Source organism: Variovorax jilinensis (genome assembly GCF_030316885.1).
GTDB lineage: Bacteria > Pseudomonadota > Gammaproteobacteria > Burkholderiales > Burkholderiaceae_C > Variovorax > Variovorax jilinensis.
The window spans coordinates 1296999-1319587 of record NZ_JASZYQ010000001.1; the positions used below are offsets into that span (position 1 = coordinate 1296999).

24 protein-coding genes are annotated in these 22589 nt (G+C 69.9%); 6 read left to right on the top strand and 18 right to left on the bottom strand.

All coding sequences use genetic code 11. The features are described 5' to 3' along the window. Positions 1-12: 12 nt before the first annotated feature. On the bottom strand, positions 13-1086 hold the full coding sequence (locus QTH87_RS06240; RefSeq protein WP_286607741.1) for an NAD(P)/FAD-dependent oxidoreductase: 1074 nt from the start codon (positions 1084-1086) through the stop codon (positions 13-15). Positions 1087-1140: 54 nt separating this feature from the next. Further along, positions 1141-2094, bottom strand: coding sequence for a LysR substrate-binding domain-containing protein (locus QTH87_RS06245; protein WP_286607742.1), 954 nt, complete (start codon positions 2092-2094; stop codon positions 1141-1143). A 143-nt stretch (positions 2095-2237) separates the two neighbouring features. On the opposite strand from QTH87_RS06245, the gene QTH87_RS06250 reads away from it, so the two are divergent. The 4 genes from QTH87_RS06250 (at position 2238) to QTH87_RS06265 (ending at position 5088) form a co-directional block, all read left to right on the top strand. Beyond that, a complete protein-coding gene (locus QTH87_RS06250; RefSeq protein WP_286608042.1) occupies positions 2238-2939 on the top strand; it encodes a pirin family protein in 702 nt (233 codons plus the stop codon). 43 nt (positions 2940-2982) lie between these two features. Next, a complete protein-coding gene (locus tag QTH87_RS06255; protein ID WP_286607745.1) occupies positions 2983-3423 on the top strand; it encodes a DoxX family protein in 441 nt (146 codons plus the stop codon). 170 nt (positions 3424-3593) lie between these two features. After that, entirely contained in the window at positions 3594-4145 is a 552-nt protein-coding gene (locus QTH87_RS06260; protein WP_286607746.1) for a flavodoxin family protein, read from the top strand. 28 nt (positions 4146-4173) lie between these two features. Beyond that, on the top strand, positions 4174-5088 hold the full coding sequence (locus QTH87_RS06265; protein WP_286607747.1) for a pirin family protein: 915 nt from the start codon (positions 4174-4176) through the stop codon (positions 5086-5088). A 55-nt stretch (positions 5089-5143) separates the two neighbouring features. Here QTH87_RS06265 and QTH87_RS06270 read toward each other — a convergent pair whose 3' ends face one another. Next, positions 5144-5929, bottom strand: a complete 786-nt coding sequence (locus tag QTH87_RS06270; protein WP_286607750.1) for a sulfurtransferase — start codon at positions 5927-5929, stop codon at positions 5144-5146. A 62-nt stretch (positions 5930-5991) separates the two neighbouring features. Between QTH87_RS06270 and dnaE the strand changes: the two genes are divergently transcribed. Both dnaE and QTH87_RS06280 read left to right on the top strand, forming a co-directional pair. Next, positions 5992-9492 carry a DNA polymerase III subunit alpha gene (gene dnaE / locus QTH87_RS06275; protein WP_286607752.1) on the top strand — a complete coding sequence of 1167 codons (3501 nt, stop codon included), beginning with the start codon at positions 5992-5994 and terminating at the stop codon, positions 9490-9492. Positions 9493-9518: 26 nt separating this feature from the next. Further along, on the top strand, positions 9519-10073 hold the full coding sequence (locus tag QTH87_RS06280) for a phosphatase PAP2 family protein (RefSeq protein WP_286607753.1): 555 nt from the start codon (positions 9519-9521) through the stop codon (positions 10071-10073). 10 nt (positions 10074-10083) lie between these two features. Here QTH87_RS06280 and QTH87_RS06285 read toward each other — a convergent pair whose 3' ends face one another. The 15 genes from QTH87_RS06285 to QTH87_RS06355 all read right to left on the bottom strand — a co-directional run bounded on the left by QTH87_RS06285 (position 10084) and on the right by QTH87_RS06355 (position 22539). Next, positions 10084-10671: a GNAT family N-acetyltransferase gene (locus QTH87_RS06285; RefSeq protein WP_286607755.1), complete on the bottom strand. Its 588-nt coding sequence runs from the start codon at positions 10669-10671 to the stop codon at positions 10084-10086. A gap of 13 nt (positions 10672-10684) precedes the next feature. Further along, positions 10685-11647, bottom strand: coding sequence for a cell envelope integrity protein TolA (gene tolA / locus QTH87_RS06290; RefSeq protein WP_286607757.1), 963 nt, complete (start codon positions 11645-11647; stop codon positions 10685-10687). After that, on the bottom strand, positions 11647-12084 hold the full coding sequence (locus QTH87_RS06295) for a biopolymer transporter ExbD (RefSeq protein WP_286607758.1): 438 nt from the start codon (positions 12082-12084) through the stop codon (positions 11647-11649). The genes tolA and QTH87_RS06295 overlap by 1 nt, the downstream gene beginning before the upstream one ends. A 15-nt stretch (positions 12085-12099) precedes the next feature. After that, complete coding sequence (tolQ, locus tag QTH87_RS06300) at positions 12100-12816, bottom strand: protein TolQ (RefSeq protein ID WP_286607759.1); 717 nt, start codon at positions 12814-12816, stop codon at positions 12100-12102. Then, positions 12813-13274 carry a tol-pal system-associated acyl-CoA thioesterase gene (locus tag QTH87_RS06305; RefSeq protein WP_286607760.1) on the bottom strand — a complete coding sequence of 154 codons (462 nt, stop codon included), beginning with the start codon at positions 13272-13274 and terminating at the stop codon, positions 12813-12815. Before QTH87_RS06305 ends, tolQ begins: the two co-directional genes overlap by 4 nt. Further along, on the bottom strand, positions 13271-14470 hold the full coding sequence (locus tag QTH87_RS06310; RefSeq protein WP_286607762.1) for a pyridoxal phosphate-dependent aminotransferase: 1200 nt from the start codon (positions 14468-14470) through the stop codon (positions 13271-13273). The genes QTH87_RS06305 and QTH87_RS06310 overlap by 4 nt, the downstream gene beginning before the upstream one ends. Further along, positions 14470-15003, bottom strand: coding sequence for a transcription antitermination factor NusB (gene nusB / locus QTH87_RS06315; protein ID WP_286607763.1), 534 nt, complete (start codon positions 15001-15003; stop codon positions 14470-14472). The genes QTH87_RS06310 and nusB overlap by 1 nt, the downstream gene beginning before the upstream one ends. Next, positions 15000-15464, bottom strand: coding sequence for a 6,7-dimethyl-8-ribityllumazine synthase (ribH, locus tag QTH87_RS06320; protein ID WP_286607765.1), 465 nt, complete (start codon positions 15462-15464; stop codon positions 15000-15002). The genes nusB and ribH overlap by 4 nt, the downstream gene beginning before the upstream one ends. After that, positions 15464-16624 carry a bifunctional 3,4-dihydroxy-2-butanone-4-phosphate synthase/GTP cyclohydrolase II gene (ribBA, locus tag QTH87_RS06325; RefSeq protein ID WP_286607766.1) on the bottom strand — a complete coding sequence of 387 codons (1161 nt, stop codon included), beginning with the start codon at positions 16622-16624 and terminating at the stop codon, positions 15464-15466. The genes ribH and ribBA overlap by 1 nt, the downstream gene beginning before the upstream one ends. Continuing rightward, positions 16621-17283, bottom strand: a complete 663-nt coding sequence (locus QTH87_RS06330; protein ID WP_286607767.1) for a riboflavin synthase — start codon at positions 17281-17283, stop codon at positions 16621-16623. Before QTH87_RS06330 ends, ribBA begins: the two co-directional genes overlap by 4 nt. 67 nt (positions 17284-17350) lie before the next feature. After that, a complete protein-coding gene (ribD, locus tag QTH87_RS06335) occupies positions 17351-18499 on the bottom strand; it encodes a bifunctional diaminohydroxyphosphoribosylaminopyrimidine deaminase/5-amino-6-(5-phosphoribosylamino)uracil reductase RibD (protein WP_444812744.1) in 1149 nt (382 codons plus the stop codon). A 17-nt stretch (positions 18500-18516) separates the two neighbouring features. Beyond that, entirely contained in the window at positions 18517-18969 is a 453-nt protein-coding gene (locus QTH87_RS06340; RefSeq protein ID WP_286607768.1) for a type IV pilin protein, read from the bottom strand. Further along, complete coding sequence (locus QTH87_RS06345; RefSeq protein WP_286607769.1) at positions 18966-21128, bottom strand: pilus assembly protein; 2163 nt, start codon at positions 21126-21128, stop codon at positions 18966-18968. Before QTH87_RS06345 ends, QTH87_RS06340 begins: the two co-directional genes overlap by 4 nt. After that, positions 21125-21838, bottom strand: a complete 714-nt coding sequence (locus QTH87_RS06350) for a pilus assembly PilX family protein (protein ID WP_286607771.1) — start codon at positions 21836-21838, stop codon at positions 21125-21127. Before QTH87_RS06350 ends, QTH87_RS06345 begins: the two co-directional genes overlap by 4 nt. Then, positions 21835-22539, bottom strand: a complete 705-nt coding sequence (locus QTH87_RS06355) for a hypothetical protein (protein ID WP_286607773.1) — start codon at positions 22537-22539, stop codon at positions 21835-21837. Before QTH87_RS06355 ends, QTH87_RS06350 begins: the two co-directional genes overlap by 4 nt. Between the last annotated feature and the right edge of the window lie 50 nt (positions 22540-22589).

A 22589-nucleotide genomic window follows, 5' to 3' on the forward strand; every position in this document is an offset into this window, starting at 1 on the left:
GCGGCAGGATGCCTAGAGGACCTTCAGTGCGAGCGTCAGGCCGGACAGGAACGCGTCCTCGACCCGATGGCCCATGCACCAGTCGCCGGCCACGCCGATGCGGGCCTTGGCGTCCCACAGGTGCGGCTTGCCGACCGGCACCTGGGTCTGGGCCTCGGGCCAGCAGCGCGCCTGCGCGTGCGAAGGTTCGGCCCGAACTCCGGTGATCTCCGAGAAGGCGCGCAGCAGCTTCGCCTCCACGCGCGCGGCATCGTCGCGCAGATGTTCCTGCGACCAGGCGGCGCTGGCCTGCAGGGTCCAGCGTTCGATGCGGTCGCGCCCCGGCTTGGACGATTCGCGCGCCAGCCAGGCGACGCGGTGGTGCGTGCTGCGCGCCGCATTCCATTGCGGGCCCAGGTGCGACAACGTGGCCTGGTTGGCCTGCGGGAAGGCAATCATCAGCGTCCAGCACGGCGCGATGCGCACCGGCTCGATCCTGCGGCTGAGCTCGGCCGACAGCCGGCCGTCGCCGAGCAGCGCCCGGGTGCGCGCCGGCGGCACCGCGAGCAGCACCGCATCGAAACCCGAATACACGTGCTGCGAATCGTCCGCGCCCGCGGTGCGCAGCTGCCAGCGTCGGCCGTCGAGCGCATCGCGTTCGATCTGCGTCACCTGGGCGCCGGTGACGAGCGCCTCACCGAGCGGGGCGGCCCACCGGGCCACCAGTGAATCCATCCCTGGCTGGGCCACGAAATGCGGCTCGCGTGCGGGCAAGGCGGCCTCGGCCACGCGGCCGTGCGCATCGAGCACGCGGACGAGGTTGGCGCTCCAGGGCTTGCAGACCTGCGGCGCCGTCTCGAGCGCCAGCGCGAAACGGGGATCGCGCACCGTGAAGTACTGGGCGCCGCTGTCAAAGCGGCCGAAAGGCGTGGTCACGCTCGCCATGCGGCCGCCGACCGTGGCCTCGCGCTCGAACACGGTCACGCGGTGGCCGGCCTGCAGCAGCGTGCGGGCGCAGGCGACGCCCGCGATGCCGGCGCCGACGACGGCGTAGTGGCGTGCAGCGGCGGCGGTTCGGTGGCGATCGGCGACGGGTCGGATGTTCATGGCGAGTCTCTTTTGTCGGGTGGCAGTCCATCGGACTCTAACCGGGTTGCGGGCCTACCTTCCGCGGTGGCGTTCGAGCAGTGCGCGGCGCGTGGCTTCGTGCTCGAAGCGCTCCAGCCACCAGGCCATGGCGCGGCCCGGGCTGCCGGCGCTGCGCACGCGCCACGCGCAGTGCAGCGCGACCATTGGCGGCGCGCGCTCGGTGCGGCGCTCGACCAGGTGGCCGGCCTCGATGTAGGGCCGCGCCATCGGCTCGGGCAGGAAGCCGCCGCCCAGGCCATGCAGCTGGGCCGCCAGCTTGGCCTGCATGGTCGGCACCGTGAGCACGTCCTGGCCACCGACGAGGTTGACCGTCATGCTCGGCCCCGCGCGCGCCGAATCGGCAGCCGCCACCGCGCGATGGGCCCGCATCACGTCGTCACTGAGCGGCTCGGGCAGCGTGGCCAGCGGGTGGTGCGGCGCCACGGCGAACACGAAGGGCAGTTCGCCCAGCGGGCGGCTGCGGATGCCGGTGGCCGTGAAGGCCAGGCTCGCGGCGTCGAGCACCGACCCGACGGCGATGTCAGCCTCGCCGCTGGTCAGTGCCTCGATGGTGCCGAGCAGCGTCTCGTCGCGCAGCTTGAGGCGCGTCGGCGGATCGAGTGCATAGAAGTCGTTGACCACGTCGAGCAGCGGATCGCGCGCGATCACGCTGTCGACGGCGATGGTCAGCATCGGCTCCCAGCCGGTGGCGATGCGCTTCACGCGATTGGCGACCGCGTCGATCTCGCCGAGCAGCCGGGTCGATTCGCGCAACAGCTCCACGCCGGCTTCGGTGATGCGCGCCTGGCGGCCGCTGCGGTCGAACAGCAGCACGTCGAGCGCGTCCTCGATCAGCCGCACGCGGTAGCTCAGCGCGCTCGGCACCAGGTTCAGGGAGCGGGCCGCGGCCGCGAAGCTGCCGCTTGCGGCGACGGTCTGCAGCATCGACAGCGCATCGGGGGTCAGGACGTCGCGGGCGGTGGGCATGGCTCGATCATTCAAAAAATTTGAATGATGCCATCAAACTCGCGCACTTTCAGGGCAGGGCGCAAGTCCTAAAGTTCGACTCATCCGCTGCGCACAGGGCGCGGCATTTCGAAGGCCCTCCACGAGAGGGCAGGAGTTCGATGATGTTGCAAGTTCGTAAATCGCAGGAACGCGGCTATGCCGACCATGGCTGGCTGCGCTCATTTCACAGCTTCTCGTTCGCCGGCTACTACGACCCGGCCCACATGGGGTTCGGCAACCTGCGCGTGATCAACGAGGACCGCGTCGCAGCGGGCGCCGGCTTCGGCACCCATGGCCACAAGGACATGGAGATCATCAGCTACGTGCTGTCGGGCGAGCTGGCCCACAAGGACAGCATGGGCAACGTGGAGTCGATCCCGCCCGGTGACGTGCAGCGCATGAGCGCCGGCCGCGGCGTGATGCACAGCGAGTTCAACCACAAGCCCGACGAGACCACGCACTTCCTGCAGATCTGGATCGAGCCCAACGTGCGTGGCATCGCGCCGGGCTACGAACAGAAGACCTTCCCGACCGCCGAGAAGCGCGGCCGGCTGCGCCTGGTCGCCTCGCCCGACGGTGCCGACGGCTCGGTGCTCGTGCATGCCGATGCGCGCCTGTTCGCCGGGCTGCTCGACGGCGACGAGCAGGCCAGCCTGGCGCTGGACCCGAAGCGCAAGAGCTACGTGCACCTGGTCCGCGGCGAGCTCGAAGCCAACGGCACCCGGCTCTCGACCGGCGACGCAGCCCTGATCGAGGGCGAGTCCGAACTCAAGCTCGCGGCGGCCAAGGACGCCGAGGTGCTGGTGTTCGACCTCGCGGCCTGACAATTCCCTCATTCATTTTTTTCAACCCAGGAGTACTTCGAAAATGACCACCACCACCGCTTCCAACTACGCCGCTCCGGCCACAACCGCCGCGACGCAGGACGCGATGGCCCTCGTGGGCCGCATCCTGATCGCGCTGCTCTTCATCCCCGCGGGCTTCGCCAAGCTCACGGGCTTCGCGGGCACCGTGGGCTACATCACGGCCGTCGGCCTGCCGCTGCCGCAAGTGGCGGCCGCGATCGCGGTGATCGTCGAACTCGGCCTCGGCATCCTGCTGCTGGTCGGCTTCAAGACCCGCCTGACGGCGCTGGTGCTGGCGCTGTTCACCCTCGCCACCGCCTTCTTCTTCCACAACTACTGGGCCATGCCGGTCGAGAAGGTGCAGATGAACCAGCTGCAGTTCTTCAAGAACCTCGCGATCGCGGGCGGCGTGTTCGCCTTCGCTGCCTTCGGCGGCGGTCGCTTCAGCATCGATAGGAAGTAACTCTCCCCCAGGGTTGGCTCACTTCGTGTAGCCGCCCACCCCCTCACCGGGGGCAACACCAGAGGCCCGGCAAAGCCGGTTCCTCGGTGTTCCGCGAACACGGCCGGGCTGCGCCGGCCGGCCGCCTGTTTTGCGTAGGATGTCGGGCTCAGTGATTTCACAGGACTTGCATGGCCGACATCGTCGTCGTTTTTCATTCGGGCTACGGCCATACGCAGCGCGTGGCGCAGGCGGTCGCCGATGGCGCCGAGGCGCATCTGCTCGCCATCGACGCGGACGGCAACCTGCCGCCCCAGGGCTGGGAGCTGCTGGCCGCGGCAGACGTCATCGTGATGGGCGCACCGACCTACATGGGCGGGCCGAGCTGGCAGTTCAAGAAGTTCGCCGATGCCTCGTCCAAGGTCTGGTACGCGCAGGGCTGGAAGGACAAGCTCTTCGCGGGCTTCACCAACAGCGCCGCGATGAATGGCGACAAGGACGCGACGCTGACCTACCTCTGGCACCTTGCGATGCAGCACGGCGGCCTGTGGGTCAGCCTCGGCATCATGCCGAGCAATCACAAGGCCGCGACCCGCGACTCGATCAACTACGTCGGCGGCTACAACGGCCTGCTGACCACCTCGCCCTCCGACGCGAGCCCGGCCGAGATGGCGCGCGGCGACCTCGAGACCGCGCGCGCCTTCGGCGAACGCGTGTCCGCGGTGGCAACATCGCGCCGCTGAACACCCACCCACCGACCGGAGAACCACGATGAGCGCAGCGCTACTGATCCAACCGCACGACAAGGACCTGGGCGGCGGCTTCAAGGTCCGGCGGCTTCTTCCGGCCGCGAAGCAGCGCTCGGTCGGACCCTTCGTCTTCTTCGACCACTTCGGTCCGGCCACCGAGGTGCCGGGCTCCGAGCACGACGTGCGGCCGCATCCGCACATCGGCCTGGCCACGGTCACCTACCTGTTCGAGGGCGCGATGATGCATCGCGACAGCCTCGGCAGCGTGCAGGAGATCCGCCCCGGCGCGATCAACTGGATGACCGCCGGCCGCGGCATCGTGCATTCGGAGCGCAAGCCCGACACGCTGCGCGATGCCACCTACGTGAACCACGGCCTGCAGCTCTGGGCCGCGCTGCCGCAGGCGCACGAGGAGGTCGAGCCGGCGTTCGTCCACACGGCCGCAGCCGACATCCCGGCGCTCGAGGTCCAGGGCGTGCCGGTGCGCGTGCTGGTCGGCGAGGCCTTCGGCGTGCGCTCGCCGGTGGCGACGCTGTCGCCGACCGTGTACCTGGATGTCGCGCTGCCGGCCGGCGCCCGCTTCGAGCTGCCGGCGCTGGCGCCCGAGCTCGCGGTCTATGCGGTCGACGGCGACATCGCGCTCGGCGGCGAGCCGGTGCCGCAGCACACGATGGCGATGCTGCCGGCCGGGCAGGGCGGCGTGCTCAGTGCGCAAGGTGCTGTGCGGCTGGTCGTGATCGGCGGCGAGCCGCTCGACGGCCCGCGCTACATCACCTGGAACTTCGTCTCGAGCCGGCGCGAGCGCATCCTCGAGGCCGGCGCCGCCTGGGCCGCGCAACGCATGGGCCAGGTGCCGGGCGAGACCGAATTCATTCCGCTGCCGGGGCATCCGTTCCAGGTACAGCAGCCGGCGGATACGGGCACCACGCCGACCTGAACACCGGCTCGCACCCCTGTCGCGCCGCGCCCGGCTCGACTCCCGAGGTGCTCGCTCAGCGCTTGATCGACAGATCCGGGTCTTCGGGCGCACGCGCGCTCGCGCGGTTGGCGCGGGCGCTGAGATCGGGCGCCAGGCTCTCGCGGCCGTCGAAGACGAAGCATTCGCCGCGGTAGTGGGCACCGCCCACCTCCTCGAAGTACTTGAGGATGCCGCCCTCGAGCTGCAGCACGTCGGCCACGCCCGCCTCGCGCATCAGGATGGCCGCCTTCTCGCAGCGGATGCCGCCGGTGCAGAAGCTGACCACGGTCTTGCCGGCCAGCGCGTCGGCATGCGCCGCGAGCGCCTTCGGGAATTCGGTGAACTTGGCGATGCGCCAGTCGATCGCGCCCTCGAAGCTGCCATGGTCGACCTCGAAGGCGTTGCGGGTGTCGAGCAGCGCCACCGGCTTGCCGGCGTCGTCATGGCCCTGGTCGAGCCAGCGCTTGAGCGTGCGCGCATCGACGCCCGGCGCCCGGCCCGCGGCGGGCTGGATCGCGGGATGGTCCATGCGGATGATCTCGCGCTTGATCTTGACCAGCATGCGCCGGAACGGCTGCGCCTCCGACCAGCTTTCCTTGGCCTCGAGGTCGGCGAAGCGCGCGTCGTCGCGCAGCGCCCGCAGGAAGCTGCGCACCGCCTCGGCCGTGCCGGCGACGAACAGGTTGATGCCTTCGGGGGCGAGCAGGATGGTGCCCTTGAGCGCCAGCGAATGGGTCAGCGCGCGCAGCTGCTCGCGCAGATCGGCGGCGTCGTCGATCTGCACGAACTTGTAGGCCGCGATGTTCAGAATTTCTTTCACGGGGCGCGATTGTAGGGAGAGCGAGATCACATCGTGGAGCGGGCCCTTTCTACAATGGCCGGATGTTCGTTCACCTGCGCCTGCACACCGAGTTTTCCGTCGTCGACGGCACCAACCGCATCGACGAAGTCGTCAAGGCGGCGGCCGCCGACCGCCAGCCCGCGCTGGCCATCACCGACCTCAACAACCTGTTCGGCGCGGTCAAGTTCTACAAGGAAGCCCGCGGCAAGGGCGTCAAGCCGCTGCTGGGCGCCGAGGTGTTCGTCGAAGGGCTGGGCGCGGAGCCCGGCACGCTCACGCGGATCGTGCTGCTGGTGCAGAACAAGGAAGGCTACCTGCACCTGTCGGAGCTGCTGGCGCGCGCCTGGACGCAGAACGTCGGCCGCGGTCAGGCTCAGGCGGCCTGCAAGCTGGCCTGGCTCCAGGAGCTCCAGGGCGGGCTGATCGCGCTGTCGGGTGCCCAGGCCGGGCCGCTCGGGGCGCCGCTGCTGCAGGGGCAGGAAGAGCGCGCGGCCGAAGTCGCGCTGCAGCTCGCCGGCCTGTTTCCGCACCGCTTCTACATCGAGTTGCAGCGCGCGGGCCGGCCCGAGGACGAGCCGCACGTGGTCGCCGCGGTCAAGCTCGCGGCGCGGCTCAGGCTGCCGGTGGTCGCCACGCACCCGGTGCAGTTCGCGACCGCCGAGGACTACGAGGCCCACGAGGCCCGGGTCTGCATCTCCGAGGGCGAGATCCTCGGCAACCCGAGGCGGGTTCGCAAGTTCACGCCCGAGCAGTATTTCAAGTCGGCCGCCGAGATGGCCGAGTTGTTCGCCGACCTGCCGAGCGCGCTGGCCAACACGGTCGAGATCGCCAAGCGCTGCAACCTCACGCTGGTGCTCGGCAAGCCGCAGCTGCCGAACTTCCCGACGCCCGACGGCATGCCGATCGACGCCTACTTCCGCGTCGCCTCGTTCGAGGGCCTCGAGGAGCGCCTCGCCCACCTGTACCCCGACGCCGGCAAGCGCGACGTCGAGCGGCCGCGCTACGTCGAGCGGCTCGAGTTCGAGATCAACACCATCCTCAAGATGGGCTTCCCGGGCTACTTCCTGATCGTCGGCGACTTCATCAACTGGGCCAAGAAGAACGGCTGCCCCGTGGGCCCGGGTCGCGGCTCCGGCGCCGGCTCGCTGGTGGCCTACGCGCTCAAGATCACCGACCTCGATCCGCTCGAATACAAGCTGCTGTTCGAGCGCTTCCTGAACCCCGAGCGCGTGTCGATGCCCGACTTCGACATCGACTTCTGCCAGGGCAACCGCGATCGCGTGATCGACTACGTGAAGGACAAGTACGGCCGCGACGCGGTGAGCCAGATCGCTACCTTCGGCACCATGGCTGCGCGCGCCGCGATCCGCGACGTCGGCCGCGTGCTCGACATGAGCTACATGTTCTGCGACGGCATCAGCAAGCTGATCCCGAACAAGCCGGGCCAGCCGGTCACGCTGCAGTACCCGCCGTCGCCGAAGCCCGAGGGCGACAAGAACAACTACGCGATCGAGATGGAGCCCCAGCTGGCGGCCCGCATCGAGAAGGAGGAAGAAGTACGCATGCTGGTCGAGCTGGCGCAGAAGCTCGAGGGCATGACGCGCAACATCGGCATGCACGCAGGAGGCGTGCTGATCGCGCCCGGCAAGCTGACCGACTTCTGTCCGCTCTACCAGCAGCCCGGCAGCGACTCCGCCGTGAGCCAGTACGACAAGGACGACGTCGAGGCCGTGGGCCTCGTGAAGTTCGACTTCCTGGGGCTGGCGACGCTGACGATCCTCGAGATCGCCAAGGACTTCATCGTCGCCCGCCACAAGGGCCAGGAAGCCTTTGCCTACGAGAACATCAGGCTCGACGACGCCGCCACCTACAAGCTGTTCGCCGAGGGCAAGACCGAGGCCGTGTTCCAGTTCGAATCACGCGGCATGCAGGGCATGCTGAAGGACGCGCGTCCCACCCGCCTGGAAGACCTGATCGCGCTCAATGCGCTGTACCGTCCGGGCCCGATGGACCTGATCCCTAGCTTCGTGGCGCGCAAGCACGGCCGCGAGCCGGTCGAGTATCCGCACCCGCTGGTGGCCGAGATGCTGTCCGAGACCTACGGCATCATGGTCTACCAGGAGCAGGTGATGCAGACCGCGCAGATCCTGGGCGGCTACTCGCTCGGCGGCGCCGACCTCTTGCGGCGCGCGATGGGCAAGAAGAAGGCCGAGGAGATGGCCGAGCACCGCGAGATCTTCCGCAAGGGCGCGGCGACCAACGGCATCGACCAGCCGAAGGCCGACGAGATCTTCGACCTGATGGAGAAGTTCGCGGGCTACGGCTTCAACAAGTCGCACGCGGCGGCCTATTCGCTGCTGGCCTACCACACGGGTTGGCTCAAGGTCCACTACACGGCCGAGTTCTTCTGCGCCAACATGACCGTCGAAATGGACGACACCGACAAGCTCAAGGTGCTGTTCGAGGACGCGCAGAAGAACTTCGGCATCAGCTTCGAGCCGCCCGACGTGAACCGGGGCAACTACCGCTTCGAGCCCGTGACCGACCGCGCCATCCGCTACGGCCTCGGTGCGGTCAAGGGCACCGGCCAGCTGGCGGTCGAGGCCATCGTCAAGGCGCGCGAGGAGGGCGGCGCCTTCGCGAGCCTCTACGACTTCTGCGTGCGCGTGGACCGCCAGCGCATCAACAAGCGCACGGTCGAGGCGCTGATCAAGGCCGGCGCCTTCGATTCGCTGCAGCAGAACCGTGCCTCGCTGATCGCCTCGGTCGATCGCGCCTTCGAATTCGCCAACGCGACGCAGGCCAACGTCGCCCAGGTCGACATCTTCGGCGACTGCGAGCACGGCTCGGCCACGCAGGAGCCGGCGCTGGTCGACGCCACGCCCTGGGGCGTGAAGGAACGCCTGACCTACGAGAAGACCGCGGTCGGCTTCTATCTCTCGGGCCATCTGTTCGACGAGGTCGAGCACGAGGTCCGGCGCTTCTGCAAGCGCCAGATCGACGACCTGCTCGACAGCCGCGACCAGCAGGTGATCGCAGGCATCGTGAGCGATTTCCGGGTCATCAACGGCCAGCGCGGGCGCCTCGCGATCTTCAAGCTCGACGACAAGTCGGGCGCGATCGACGGCACCGCCGACGAGGCGCTCTTCAACGCCAACCGCAACGTGCTCAAGGACGACGAACTGGTCATCGTGAGCGGCCGGCTGCAGCCCGGGCGCGGCGGCTTCGAGGCGCGCTTCCAGGTCCAGCAGGTGTGGGACCTGGCCACGGCGCGCTGCCGCTTCGGCAAGTTCCTGCGCGTGTCGGTCAATGGCAAGGCGCCCGACATCGCGCGGCTCGTGAAGGACTTCCCGCCCCGCACCGAGCAAAGTGAGCACGGCGAGCTGCAGCAGGGGCTGGGCGTCCGCCTGTCGCTCGCGCGCGGCGGCGCACAGGTCGAGCTGCAGCTCGGCGAACGCGCCAGGTTCTTTCCCACCGATGCGGCGCTGGCCAGCTGGACGGCGCAGGCCGACGCGGGCAAGGCCGCGATCGTCTACGAGTAGCGCGACAGCGTCGGGACGATGCCGCCATGACCACCGTGGATCGCCAGCTGTTCCTGCTGCTCAACGCCGATGACGATGCCCACGACTGGGTCATCGATGGCGGCCAGTTCTTCGCCGCGCACGCGCACTGGCTGCTGCTCGTGCTGCTGCTGGTCATGGCGCTCCGTCGCAGCAGGCCGCTGCTGCGGCCGATCGGGGTTGCGGCGCTGGCGATCGCTTTCGGGGCCCTGGCCTGCGAGCTGATCCCGCTCGCCTGGGATCGCCCGCGTCCGTTCGAGCGCGGCCTCGGGGTGCTGCACCTGCCGCACAGCGGGAGCCCCTCGTTTCCGAGCAGCCATGCGACCGCCTACGGCGCCCTGGCCTTCTCCTTCGTGCTCGGCTCGAAGTTGCGCTGGGTCGGTGGCGTGCTGCTGGCCCTGGCGGCGCTGGTGAGCCTGGCGCGCGTGGTCGTGGGCGTGCACTATCCGTTCGACATCGCGATCGGTGCCGGCCTCGGCGGCCTGTCGGCAGTCGCGGCGCATGCCCTCGTCGAGCGGGTTTCCTTTTGGGCCCGCAGCCGAACCAGCGGCGGATTGTCCTGAGGTTTCGGGCTCAGCGCCCGAGCCGGAGCGCCAGCGCCGCCTTCACCTGCGGCCACTCGTCGTCGATGATGCTGAAGCGCACCGAGTTGCGCTTGCGTCCGTCCGGCATGATCCGTTCGTGGCGCACGATGCCCTCCTGCGTCGCGCCGATGCGCAGGATCGCGGCGCGTGATCGCTCGTTCAACACGTCGGTCGTGAACTGCACGCGCACGCAGTGCATGGCCTCGAAGGCATGCTGCAGCAGCAGGTACTTGGCTTCGGTATTAACGGGCGAGCGTTGCGCGCCCGTGGCCAGCCAGGTGTGGCCGATCTCGAGCTTGCGGTTGCGCGCATCGATCTTCCAGAATCGCGTGCTGCCCACCACGCGGCCGCTCTCGCGATCGACGACCACGAAGGGCATCACGGTGCCCGCGTCACGGCCGGACAGCGCGGTCTCGATGTAGCCATGCACCGTGGCCGGGCCCGGCACCACGGTCAGCGTCATGTTCCAGAGTTCGCCGTCGGCCGCGGCGGCGAGCAGCGCATCAGCGTCGCCGCTCTCGAGCGGCCGCAGCGCCACGTGGCGGCCCGTCAGCGTGGGCTGTGGCTGTATCGGCATGGCCCGCAGCGGCTCAGCGCTTGGGCCGCAGCGTCACGATCAGCCGCGCCGGCACCGTGCCGTCGATGTCTCGCGGCAGCTTTTCGGTCTTCTGCAGCGCACGCAGCGCGGCGTCGTCCCAGTTCGGCAGGCCGCTGGACTTGACCAGCTGCGGCGTGCCGACGATGGTGCCGTCGGGCGCCAGCCGCACGTCGAACTCGGCGCCCGGATTGCCGCTCACCATGTCAGCATCGGGGAACACGACGTTGGGCCGCACTGCAGCGGCGACCTTGCCGCCATAGCTGCCCGACGGCCCCGATGACTTCGCGGCCGCACCTTCGCCGCCCGAGCCGGCCATCGCCTGCATGCGCTTGAGCGTGGCTGCGCGATCGGCGGCGGCCTGTGCCTGCTGCTTCGCGTCGGCTTCCTTCTTCTTCGCGGCCTCGGCCTGCTTGGCGGCCTCGGCTTCCTGGCGACGCTTCTGCTCGGCCAGCTTCTTCTGTTCTTCCTTCTTGCGCTCGGCTTCGTCCTCGGCGCGCTCGCGGGCCTCGGCCTCGCGCTTTTCCTGTGCCGCCTTGCGTTGCGCCTCGAGCTTCTTCTGCTGGGCCTGCTGCTCGAGCTCGCGTTCGCGCTGCTGCTCCTTCAGCTTCTTCTCGCGCTCGAGTGCGATGTCGGGCGCCTTCGGGACCGGCGTCGGATCGGGCGGACGCACCGCCTGGGGTGGGGGCGGCGGCGGTGGGGGCGGCGGAGGCGCCGGCGTGGGCGTCGGCTGCGGCGGCACCGGGACCGGCGCCACCGCGCGCGGCGCGGCCTGCTGCACCGTGGTCGACCACAACTCGGCCTCGACTGCGTCGTTCTCGGCCTCGCGGCGCCAGCTCACGCCCCAGGTCAGTGCCGCGATCAGCAGGGCATGGGCGATCAGGGCCAGCACCACGGCCCGCGGCGTGCCGCGCTGGGGCGGCGGTGCGAACTCGGGTCGGTCGGCGGCGAGCGACATCACTTCGCGCCGGTGGTCTGCACCGACAGGCCGACGCGTTCGATGCCGCTGCGCTTGAGCTGGTTCATGGCCTTGACCACGGTCTCGTACTTCACGGTCTTGTCGGCACTGATGACGACCGGGCGCTCGGCGTCGCCGCCCTGCGCGGCCTTGGCGGCCGCGCCGATCTGCGTCATCGGGATCGAGCTGCCGCCGGTGCCGGTGGATGCGTCCTTCTTGATCTGCACCTCGTCATCGCTCTTGATGACGATCTCGATCGGCTTGTCGGGCTGCTTGCTGGCCTTGTCGACGCTCGGCAGGTTGATCACGCTCGGCGTGATCAGCGGCGCCGTCACCATGAAGATGATCAGCAGCACCAGCATCACGTCGATGAACGGGACCATGTTGATCTCGTTGATCGTGCGGCGGCCGCGGCCGCGGGATTGCATGGCGGACATGGTGCTTCGCTCCGTTCAGCGGCCGGCGGCCGGGGTCACGGTGGCCGGGTTCACGTGCGCGGTCAGGTTGCGCTGCAGGATGTTCGAGAACTCCTCGATGAAGGTCTCGAGCGCGATCGCGATCTTGTCGATCTCGCGGGCGAAGCGGTTGTAGGCGACCACGGCCGGGATGGCGGCGAACAGGCCGATCGCGGTGGCGACCAGCGCCTCGGCGATGCCGGGCGCCACGGTCGACAGCGTCACCTGGGCCAGCGCGGCCAGTCCGGTGAAGGCGTGCATGATCCCCCAGACCGTACCGAACAGGCCGACGTACGGGGACACCGAGCCGACCGTGGCCAGGAAGGACAGGTTCTGTTCCACCGCATCGAGCTCGCGCTGGTAGCTGGCGCGCATCGCCCGGCGTGCGCCGTCGAGCAGCGTGCCGGTGTCGGAGACGTGGCGTTCGCGCAGCTTCTGGTATTCGCGCATGCCGGAGGCGAAGATGCGTTCCATCGGGCCCGCGAACTTGGCGTTCTGGGCGGCCGACGAGAACAGCTCGTTGAGGCTGGTGCCGGACCAGAAGTCGCGTTCGAAGTCCTCGTTGAGCGAGCGCGTGCGCTTGAGCGCGAAGTACTTGCGGAAGATCGCGGCCCAGCTGGCGACCGACACGACGATCAGCAGCAGCACCACGAGCTGGACCGGCAGGCTGGCATGCAGCAGGAGGGAGAGGATCGACAGGTCTTGTTGATTCATGGCTTGAGAGGTTGAGACATGGAGCCGGCGTTGCCCTCGAGGGTTCCCGAAACTTGAAGCGGGATGCGTGCCGGCCGCAGGGTGGCCGCATCGACCCAGCCGATGCGGATCGTGCCTTCGCACAGAAGCAGGGGCTCGGATGCGATCGACGCGCCGGGTTGCTCTGAATTTGATAGCACGCGCTGGGCGATTATCAGTGACGCGGAGCCGATCCGGCGAAGCTCGGCTGTAACCAGCAGTTCGTCGTCGAGGCGCGCGGAACGGTGGTACTTGAGCTGCGTCTCGCTGACCACGAACATGCCCCCCGTTTCCTCGCGCAGGCGGCGCTGCGCGATGCCGAGGGTGCGCAGCCACTCGGTGCGCGCGCGCTCCATGAACTTGAGGTAGTTGGCATAGAACACGATGCCGCCGGCATCGGTGTCCTCCCAGTAGACGCGGATCGGCAGTGCAAAGCTCATGCGTGCACGCCGGCACCGGCCCAGGCACGCAGGCGCGCCACCGATTCCTCGAGCTGCGCCATCGAGCTGGCGGTCGAGAAGCGGATGAAGCGGCCGGTCTGGTCGCTGCCGAAGTCGCGCCCCGGCGTGACCGCCACGTGGGCCTGCTTCATGGCCTCGAAGGCGAAATCCCAGCTGCCCGAGATGCCGAGCCGGCGGGCCAGGGTACTGCAGTCGGCCCAGGCGTAGAAGGCGCCGTCGGGCATCACGGGCACCTCGAGGCCGAGACTCGCGAGCTGCGGGATGAACCAGTCGCGCCGGGCCTTGAACTGCGCCCTGCGCCGTTCGTATTCCTCGATGCTCTCGGGCTCGAAGCAGGCCAGCGCCGCATGCTGCGACACCGTGCTCGCGCAGATGAAGAGGTTCTGCGCCAGCCGCTCGATCGCCGGCACCAGTGCATCGGGCACCACCAGCCAGCCCAGGCGCCAGCCGGTCATGTTGAAGTACTTGCTGAAGCTGTTGATGCTGATGACCTGGTCGTCGATGGCGAGCGCGGTCTGGCCGTAGGCGTCGTCGTACGAGAGGCCGAGGTAGATCTCGTCGATCAGCGTGATGCCGCCGCGCGCGCTCACCACCTCGTGGATGCGGCGCAGTTCGTCAGGCGCGATCGAGGTGCCGGTCGGGTTCGAGGGCGAGGCCAGCAGCACGCCGCGCGTGCGCTCGGTCCAGGCGGCCTCGACCTTGGCGGCGCTGAGCTGGAAGCGCTCGGCCGCGGTGGTCGGCACCAGCACGGCGCGGCCGTCGGCCGCGGTCACGAAATGCCGGTTGCACGGATAGCTGGGGTCGGGCAGCAGCATCTCGTCGCCGGCCTCGATCAGCGCCAGGCAGGCCAGCTGCAGCGCCGCCGAGGCACCGGCCGTGATCACGATGCGTCGCGCCGGCACGTCGGCCTTGAAGCGCTCGGCATACCAGCCGCTGATGCGTTCGCGCAGGGCGTCCAGGCCCATGGCCGGCGTGTACTGGGTCGCACCGGCACGCACTGCGCGGGCGGCCGCCTCCTGCACCAGCGGCGGCGCCGTAAAGTCGGGTTCGCCGATGTTCAGGAAGATCATCGGCCGGTCGGTATGGGCGACCTCGCGCGCCAGCTTCGAGGCCGCCTTCGCGACCTCCATCACGTAGAAGGGCTCGATGCGCTCGGCGCGCCCCGAGATCCGCATCACCGGGCCTTGCCCGCCGAGCGATCGGCCTCGACCTCGGTCGCCCGCAGCGTCGGCGCCAGGCCGTTGAGCACCGCGTTGACGTACTTGTGGCCGTCGGTGCCGCCGAATTCCTTCGCCAGCTCGATGCACTCGTTGAGCACCACCCGCCACGGCACGTCGAGGCAGTGCTGGAACTCGTAGACGCCGATCCACATCACGCCATGCTCGATCGGCGAGATCTCCTCGAGCTTGCGGTCGAGCAGCGGCACGATCAGCGCGTCGAGCGCAGCGGCGTTCTCGATGGCGCCGTGCAGCAGCGCGTCGTAGTGGGCCGCGTCGGCCTTGTGGAAGCCGGCCAGGTCGCGCGTGAATTGGTCGATCGATGCCGCGTCGTTGCGCCCCACCAGGTGCTGGTAGAGCGCCTGCAGCGCGAATTCGCGCGCGCGGCTGCGGTTGGACTTGGCGGCCGCCTTGCGGGCGCCCGTGCTGGTGAGTCCGGTGCGGGTCTGGCGCGGCTTGCCGCCCGGTGTCTTGGTGGTGTCTTCGTTCATGAGAGGGTGGCGAGCAGCTGCGCCATCTCGACCGCCACGCGTGCGGCATCGCGGCCCTTGTCGGTCTGTCGGGCCACAGCCTGTTCGAGGTTTTCGGTGGTGAGGATCGCGTTGGCGATCGGGATGCGGTGGTCGAGCGCGACCCGGCTCACGCAGGCGCCGGATTCGTTGGCCACCAGCTCGAAGTGGTAGGTCTCGCCGCGGATGATGCAGCCCAGCGCGACCAGCGCGTGGTAGCGCTGGCGGCCGGCCATCGCCTGCAGTGCCACCGGCACTTCGAGCGCGCCCGGGACGCTCACGTGGTCGATGTCGACCGCCAGCACGCCGAGGGCCGACAGTTCGTCGCGGCAGGCTTGGGCCAGTGCGTTCGTGATGTCCTCGTTGAAGCGCGCCTGCACGATGCCGATGCGCAGACCCCGGCCGTCCAGCGCGATGTCCGCGCCCTTGTTTGCTTCTTGCATCAGCTCTGGTCCTTGGAGATGTAGCCGGCGATTTCGAGGCCGTAGCCGGCCGCCATGCTGGGCATGCGACGTGGCGTGCCCAGGAGGTTCATGCGGTGGACGCCGCATTCGCGCAGGATCTGGGCGCCGATGCCGTAGCTGCGCAGGTCCATGCGGCCGCGTTCGGGCGCCTGTGCGGGGCGCGCGGTGCCGTCGAACTGGGCCAGCAGATCGGCGCCCGTTTCGCCGCAATTCAGCAGCACGGCCACGCCCTTGCCCTGCGCCGCGAGGTGCGCGAGGCTGGCGTCCAGGCTCCAGGAATGCAGCGCGCGATTGCGCTCGAGCGCATCGAGCACCGACAGTGGCTCGTGCACGCGCACGTCCACCGTGTCGTCGGCGCTCCAGCTGCCGCGCACAAGCGCCAGGTGGACGCCGTGACTGGGCTTGTCGCGGAATGCGTGGGCCGTGAAGGGCCCCCAGGCGGTCTCGATCTCGCGGCAGCCGACCTTCTCGACCAGCGTCTCGGTGCGGCTGCGGTGTTCGATCAGGGCCGCGATGGTGCCGATCTTGATGTCGTGCTCGGCCGCGAACAGCTGCAGGTCGGGCAGCCGTGCCATCGTGCCGTCCTCGTTCATGACCTCGCAGATCACCGAAGCGGGCGAGCAGCCGGCCATCGCGGCCAGGTCGCAGCCGGCCTCGGTATGGCCCGCGCGCATCAGCACGCCGCCATCGACCGCCTGCAGCGGGAAGATGTGGCCCGGCTGCACCAGGTCGGCGGCCACCGCATCGGGGGCGACGGCGGCCTGCACGGTGCGCGAGCGGTCGGCGGCCGAGATGCCGGTCGTGACGCCCTCGGCGGCCTCGATCGAGACCGTGAAGGCGGTCGAGTGCTTGGCGCCGTTGCGCGCCACCATCGGCGGCAGTTGCAGCCGCTCGCACATCTCGCGCGAGAGCGTCAGGCAGATCAGGCCGCGCGCATGCCGGGCCATGAAGTTGATCGCCTCGGGGGTCACGTGGTCGGCCGCGAGCACGATGTCGCCTTCGTTCTCGCGGTCTTCCTCGTCGACCAGGATGACCATGCGGCCGGCACGCAGCTCGGCCACGATGTCCTCGACCGGCGAGATGGGCGCGGGCGCCTGGCCGCTGCGTTGTGCGCCGATCGGCGTCACGGATGCGTTCATGGGAGGCTGTCTTTCTTGGGATTCTCTGGAATGTGGATGGCGCCGGCCTGGAGCATGCGCTCCACGTAGCGCGCCACGGTGTCGATCTCGAGGTTGACCCGGCTGCCGGCCTTGAGGCTGCCGAGCGCGGTGTTCTCGACCGTGTGGGGAATCAGGTTGATGCTCACCTCGCTGCCTTCGGCCAGGTCCTCGACGCGGTTGACCGTGAGGCTCACGCCGTTGACCGTGATCGAGCCCTTGTAGGCCAGGAAGCGGGCCAGCTCGGGCGGCGCCAGCACGCGCAGCTCCCAGCTTTCGCCGACCGGTTCGAAGCGGCTCACGCGCCCGATGCCGTCGACATGGCCCGAGACGATGTGGCCGCCCAGCCGGTCGCTCGCGCGCAGGGCCTTCTCGAGGTTGATGCGGGTCTCGGCTTCGGCCAGGCCCGCGGTCTTGTCCAGCGATTCGGCCGAGATGTCGATCGTGAACTGCCGCTGGGCCGGGTCGAGCGTGGTGACCGTCATGCAGGCGCCATTGAGGGCGATGCTGTCGCCGAGCCCGACATCGGCCAGATAGCCGTCGGGCACCGCAATGCTGAGACGCTTGCCGTGGGAGGAAGAGCTTCCGAGGTCGTGGACGGCGGCGATGCGCCCCACGCCGGTGATGATTCCGGTGAACATCGCCGCATTTTCGCAGAGATGCGGGCCGGGCCCGGCGATCGGCGCCGAAGGGGCCCCGAAAGCGTCTCTAGAAGCTGTCGCGACCGGCCACGAGGGCGACGATCCGCAGGTCCGGGCCGATCGCCTCGATGGAGTGGAAATCGAGCGCCAGCGCGCCGTCGAGCGAGTTCAGCGGGCCGCCCGCATAGGGCTGGCTTGCGATGCCGAGCCCGTCGCCGATGAATTTCGGCGCCATGTAGAGCAGCAGTTCGTCGACCAGGCCCTCGCGCATCAGCGAGCCGTTGAGCTTGTGGCCGGCCTCCACGTGAAGTTCGTTGACTTCGCGCCGGGCGAGGTCGGCCAGCATGGCAGCGAGATCGACCTTGCCACCAACGTTGGGCAGGTAGCGGATGTCGGCGCCGCGTGCCTGGAGCGCTCCGGCGCGGGCCTCGTGGGCGGCCGCGGCATAGATCCAGACCGCGCGGCCGGGAACGTCGAACAGTCGCGCCCCGGGCGGCGTCTGCAGCCGGCTGTCGACGATCACGAGCGGGGGCTGGCGCGGCGTTTCGACGGCGCGCACGTCGAGCTGCGGATCGTCGTCGATCACGGTGCCGACGCCGGTCAGCACGGCGCCGGCGCGTGCGCGCCAGGCGTGGCCGTCGGCGCGTGCCGCCTCGCCCGTGATCCACTGGCTGCTGCCGTTCTCGAGCGCGGTCCTGCCGTCGAGCGATGCCGCGACCTTGAGCCGAACCCAGGGGGTGCGGCGCACCATTCGGCTCAGGAATCCGATGTTGAGCGCGCGCGCCTCCGACGCACCGGATCCGACCTCGACGGCGAGGCCCGCCGCGCGCAGCCGTTCGAAGCCCTGGCCCGCCACGAGCGGATTGGGATCGGCGATGGAGGCCACCACGCGTGCGACGCCGGCTTCGATCAGCGCCTCGCAGCAGGGGCCGGTGCGGCCGTGGTGGGCGCAGGGCTCGAGCGTGACGTAGGCAGTCGCGCCGCGCGTGTCCTCTCCGCGAGCCGTGGCATCGCGCAGCGCCATCACCTCGGCATGGGCGCCGCCGACCCGCTGAGTCTGGCCGCTGCCGACGATGCGGCCGTCGGGTGCGACCAGCACGCAGCCGACCGCCGGATTGGGCGGCGCGGTGCGGCTCGCGTCGCGCGCAAGCGAGAGCGCGAGTCGCATGGCTTCGTCGGCGGACAGCGTCGGGGTGGAGGAAGGCAGCGGAGTCATGCGGGAGGCTTGGGCTTTCAACGGATCCAGCACTCGGCCTTGAGCGAGTCCGATGCGTCGGCGACCGTGAGGCCGCGGACGCCGGCGTCGTCGAGGGTGAAGCCGCCGCAACGGTCCGTGGCCTGTGCGCCCAGGGGCAGTGCGGTCAAAGTGTAGCCGCTGCCTTGCGCGTCACGCGGCTCGTAGGCGATGCGGTAGGAAGCGAAGGACGTCGTCCTGAAGGCCCCGGGGAGGTGCGATGCCTCGCCCGGATAGGTGCCGTTCGCGGTCGCGAATCGCTCGAGCCAGTGCGCGGCCTGCAGCAGCGTGCCGCGGGCCTCGCTGCGCCGGCCGCGGCGGATCGTGTCGTCGTAGATCGGCAGCGCCACGGCGGCGAGCACAGCCAGCAATGCCAGGACGATCAGCGTTTCGATCAGCGTGAAACCTCGTGCGGGCCGCCGGCCGCTTCGGCGCTTCCCTTGATCGCTCATTGCAACTGGCGCCAGCTGACACGCTTCATCGTGCGGACAGGCCGCAGCACCGACGGCGGGGCCGGCTGGCCGGGTGCCGCGAGTCGGACCTCGGATCGCGCGTCGCGCAGCGCCGCCGCCGGAGCGCTGCGCGTCCGCGAGGCCTGTGCGCCGGCCGCCGCGGGCGCCTGCGCGTAGAGCGCGCTGCGTGGCGCGGAGCCATCGACGATGTCGAGCGTGGTGCGGTATTCGGCGCTCGGCGCGGAGGGCGGGTGCGGCGCGTCGCCCGAGGTGGCCGCGGGCACCACGCTCCAGATGTCGATCAGGCGGCCATCGAGCCATCCCGGGTTGGCCAGCACGCGCTCGCGCGGCGCGGGCAGGTCGACGAACCAGCCGCGTCGGGCATCGCTGCCGCCGTAGCGGACCGCATGGGTCGACAGCGTGCCCCATTCGTTGCGCGCGTCGACGCTGAGAGTCTGGGCCACCAGCGCTGCACGGCCGGCGGTGATGGCGCCGCTCCCGGTCGCCGGGCGCGCGGAAGCTGCGGCCGGATCAGTGACCGGCCGGCTTCGGACCGGCGTGTCGTCGCGCAGCCCGTAGAGTGTCTGGGGTTGGCGGTCCTGGTCCGCGCTCACCGGTGGGCGTCGTCCGGTGCCGAAGGCAATCATGAGTCCGCCCTCGGGATGCGGCCGCCAGACCGGTGCCGAGGCGATGGACTGGCGTCTTGCGGCGGCCGTGCCGTCGCGCGCGACGAAGAAGGGCGTGGCGCCGAAAGCGGGTTTCCATCGGGCAGGGTCGGCGTGGGTGAGGTCGAACTTCCAGAGATTGCCCTGCAGGTCGCCGGCGTAGGCAATATCGATGCGGCCGTCGCCGTCGAGGTCGATCAGGCGCGGCGTCGAAAGACCGTTGTCGGGCCCGGCGTCCGCCACGATCCGGTGCAGTTCGCGCGCGCCGTCGAGATACTGGATCAGCAGCACGGCCCGCCCGTCGGTGCTGCCGCTGCCGTTGCCGATGAGCAGCGCCCAGCGGCCGTTGTTGAGGCGGGCGATCTGCCGGCTCGTCGTCGGGTCGCCGGGCTCCGTGGAAGGCTCGCCCTCGATGCGGCCGATGTCGGGGTCCATGCCTGAAGGCGCCGTGCGGTCGAGCACCACGAGGTCGGAGGCCCGGCCTGCCGAGAAGGCCTGCGGCTGCGAGATGTCGAGCACGAAGTAGCCTCGGCCGCCCGCGCCCGGGAAGCCGGCGAGGTAGGTGCGCCATAGCCTGGCGTCGCGGCTTCCGGGCATGCCGAGGTAGACATCGCCGGACAACGGCGATCCGTCGACGAACGCACCTTGACCCTGCGCCGTACCGAAGTGCTGCGCGAGGGTGGCATGGAAGCCCTCGGGCACGTAGGCGATGCGCTCATGGCCCGTGACGGCATCGAAGCCGTGCAGCATGCCGTCGCTGGCGCCGACGTAGAGCATCGCGAGGCGGTCGCCGAGCAGGCGCCGAAAGCCCGCGTGATCGTCGAAGGCGTAGCCGCCCGTGGGCCGCGCGGGCTGGAACCAGGGCTTCGAATGGACGATCGCGCCGTGACGCGAGGGGCGGATGCGCAAGACAACGCGGGCCGTGGCCTCGCCTTCGCGGCTGCGGTCGCCGCGCAGGTAGGCGAGCACGCTGCGGCCTCCGACGTCGCCGGCGGAGCCGTCGTCCCGGCTGCTGCCATCGCGCTCACCGGCGGCCGCGCGCCATGGCGCGGACATGGCGATGCGTTGCGAATCCGAGAGCTGCTCCCATTCCCAGGCAATGCCACCGCCCGCCCGACTTTCGCTCCCGCTCCGGTGCGACAGCACGACGCGGGCGGCCGGCCAGTCGCTGCCTTGCGCGTCCATCAGGGAGGCGGTCGAGTGCGGCAGTGCTTCTGCGTCCCGGCTGCCGGGGCGGTCGCCCCAGAGGCCAGTCGCGTCGGCGAGCTTGCTGCCTGCGCGCACCCGATGACCGGTGATCGATCCGCTGCGGCCCGTGGCGTCGTAGCGTGCCACGAAGAGGGCCGCATCCCGCCGCGCGTCGAAGTCCGCCGCGATCGTGACCGAGCTCACGGTCTCGTCCGACTTGGCCTGCGCGTCGGGCGGCGGCAGGCTCGCACCTTCGACGGTGCTCGCCATGAGCGCCAGCCCGAGGCCCCATTTCATCCAGCTCATGAAGGCTCCCTTTTCCAGACGACCGTCGTCTGCAGCACCGCCTGCGTGCCACGCCGAAGTCCCTGCGCAACCGCCGTGATGCGATAGATGAACGGCGTCTGATCGTCGGGCGCGAAGGCGCCCCCGGCTCCGCCTTCGAACGCCGAAGCCATGTCGTAGGGGAGCAGCTCGACCCAGTACCAGGCACGCTGCCGTGGCTCGGCCGCCAGCAGCGGGGTGTCGACTTCGGAATAGGCCCCGGTGTGGGCGCCATAGGCGGCCGCGACCTTCTTCATCCGGTCGAGAGCCTCGCGGTCGGCCCAGAAGCCCGGCGAGACCCGGTCGGGCACGCAGATGCCGGCCGCACAGGAAGGCCGACGGGCGCCGAGGCTGGCCCGCAGGTCCTGCCATTCGGCTAGGTTGGAGGGATACGAAACCTGGCCGGCATCGATGTCGATCGGCCCGTCCGGGCGGCAGCCGACGCGGCAGGGAGCGCCGTCCGGGCCCAGTCCGCGGATGTCTGCCTCGGCGTCGCGCAGCAGTGCATGCGCGGCCTCGCGGGCGCGCTGGTGGTCGCTGTCGCTGCCGGCCGATTGCTCGCTCAGGCGGGCTCCGCGCAGTCCGGCCATCGTGAGCAGCGAGCACAGCAGCACCGCGACCATCACCACGACGAGCGAGAAGCCGCGCGCGCGGCGGCGCGGCGTCATGGGAGCGATGTCGGATCGGTTCATGCGTTGCGCAGGTGGAAGAGGTGCCGAATGACCTGGTGCACCCGACCGTCCCGCGGCCGTTCGCGGTCGCTGCAGTCGCGATAGCGCAGCGCCGCGGAGTCGGGCGCGCGTTCCTCGCCCTTCAGGTCGAGGCAGACCTCGAGGGCCATCACGGAGGGCCAGAGCGCCGCAGCCTCGACCTGGTTGGCGTCGAGTTCGCGCGTCACGCCTGCGGTCACGACGCGATAGCGAACCTGCAGATCGACGACCTGCCCGATGACGGGCTGGCTGCCGCGCAGGCTGCGGCAGACCAGGCTGCTGCGCCTGGTGTCGATCGCGAAGCGCGCCTGTACGCGCTCGTCGTTCTCGACCCGGGCGCCGATGCAGTCGTATTGCCAGGCGGCCCTTGCCGCCGGGTTCGGCCAGCGCACCGGCGCGAAGCTCAACGTCACGGTGTCGCTGGCGCCGTCGCGGCCTTCGGTGCCGAAGACCTTCGGCCCTGCGTCGACGTCCGTGCCCGGCGCGGGAAAGGCGTACAGGCCGCTGTCCTCATCGCGCACCGGGTCGACCGCGCCGGCCTGCCGTATCTGCAAGCCGATCAGGTGCATCGCGTACGAGGCCTGCTGCTGCAGCTGCGCCAGTTCCTGCACCTGGGCGGTTGCACCACGCGAGATGAGCAGCGTGCCGAGCGCCGCGTACATGACCATCAGCGCGATCGCCATGGCGACAAGCACTTCGAGCAGAGCCAGCCCGCGGGCTTTAGCGTGATACG

Bases quoted from the DNA above. Each gene is read 5' to 3' on its own strand.
- ribBA (WP_286607766.1), bottom strand. From the start codon at position 16,624: ATGAACGCATCCGTGACGCCGATCGGCGCACAACGCAGCGGCCAGGCG.
- tolA (WP_286607757.1), bottom strand. From the start codon at position 11,647: ATGTCGCTCGCCGCCGACCGACCCGAGTTCGCACCGCCGCCCCAGCGC.
- QTH87_RS06280 (WP_286607753.1), top strand. From the start codon at position 9,519: ATGACCACCGTGGATCGCCAGCTGTTCCTGCTGCTCAACGCCGATGAC.
- tolQ (WP_286607759.1), bottom strand. From the start codon at position 12,816: ATGAATCAACAAGACCTGTCGATCCTCTCCCTCCTGCTGCATGCCAGC.
- QTH87_RS06345 (WP_286607769.1), bottom strand. From the start codon at position 21,128: ATGAGCTGGATGAAATGGGGCCTCGGGCTGGCGCTCATGGCGAGCACC.
- QTH87_RS06255 (WP_286607745.1), top strand. From the start codon at position 2,983: ATGACCACCACCACCGCTTCCAACTACGCCGCTCCGGCCACAACCGCC.
- ribD (WP_444812744.1), bottom strand. From the start codon at position 18,499: ATGACTCCGCTGCCTTCCTCCACCCCGACGCTGTCCGCCGACGAAGCC.
- QTH87_RS06305 (WP_286607760.1), bottom strand. From the start codon at position 13,274: ATGAGCTTTGCACTGCCGATCCGCGTCTACTGGGAGGACACCGATGCC.
- nusB (WP_286607763.1), bottom strand. From the start codon at position 15,003: ATGAACGAAGACACCACCAAGACACCGGGCGGCAAGCCGCGCCAGACC.
- QTH87_RS06265 (WP_286607747.1), top strand. From the start codon at position 4,174: ATGAGCGCAGCGCTACTGATCCAACCGCACGACAAGGACCTGGGCGGC.
- QTH87_RS06310 (WP_286607762.1), bottom strand. From the start codon at position 14,470: ATGCGGATCTCGGGGCGCGCCGAGCGCATCGAGCCCTTCTACGTGATG.
- QTH87_RS06330 (WP_286607767.1), bottom strand. From the start codon at position 17,283: ATGTTCACCGGAATCATCACCGGCGTGGGGCGCATCGCCGCCGTCCAC.
- dnaE (WP_286607752.1), top strand. From the start codon at position 5,992: ATGTTCGTTCACCTGCGCCTGCACACCGAGTTTTCCGTCGTCGACGGC.
- ribH (WP_286607765.1), bottom strand. From the start codon at position 15,464: ATGCAAGAAGCAAACAAGGGCGCGGACATCGCGCTGGACGGCCGGGGT.
- QTH87_RS06340 (WP_286607768.1), bottom strand. From the start codon at position 18,969: ATGAGCGATCAAGGGAAGCGCCGAAGCGGCCGGCGGCCCGCACGAGGT.
- QTH87_RS06260 (WP_286607746.1), top strand. From the start codon at position 3,594: ATGGCCGACATCGTCGTCGTTTTTCATTCGGGCTACGGCCATACGCAG.
- QTH87_RS06245 (WP_286607742.1), bottom strand. From the start codon at position 2,094: ATGCCCACCGCCCGCGACGTCCTGACCCCCGATGCGCTGTCGATGCTG.
- QTH87_RS06285 (WP_286607755.1), bottom strand. From the start codon at position 10,671: ATGCCGATACAGCCACAGCCCACGCTGACGGGCCGCCACGTGGCGCTG.
- QTH87_RS06240 (WP_286607741.1), bottom strand. From the start codon at position 1,086: ATGAACATCCGACCCGTCGCCGATCGCCACCGAACCGCCGCCGCTGCA.
- QTH87_RS06295 (WP_286607758.1), bottom strand. From the start codon at position 12,084: ATGTCCGCCATGCAATCCCGCGGCCGCGGCCGCCGCACGATCAACGAG.
- QTH87_RS06355 (WP_286607773.1), bottom strand. From the start codon at position 22,539: ATGGCGATCGCGCTGATGGTCATGTACGCGGCGCTCGGCACGCTGCTC.
- QTH87_RS06350 (WP_286607771.1), bottom strand. From the start codon at position 21,838: ATGAACCGATCCGACATCGCTCCCATGACGCCGCGCCGCCGCGCGCGC.
- QTH87_RS06250 (WP_286608042.1), top strand. From the start codon at position 2,238: ATGTTGCAAGTTCGTAAATCGCAGGAACGCGGCTATGCCGACCATGGC.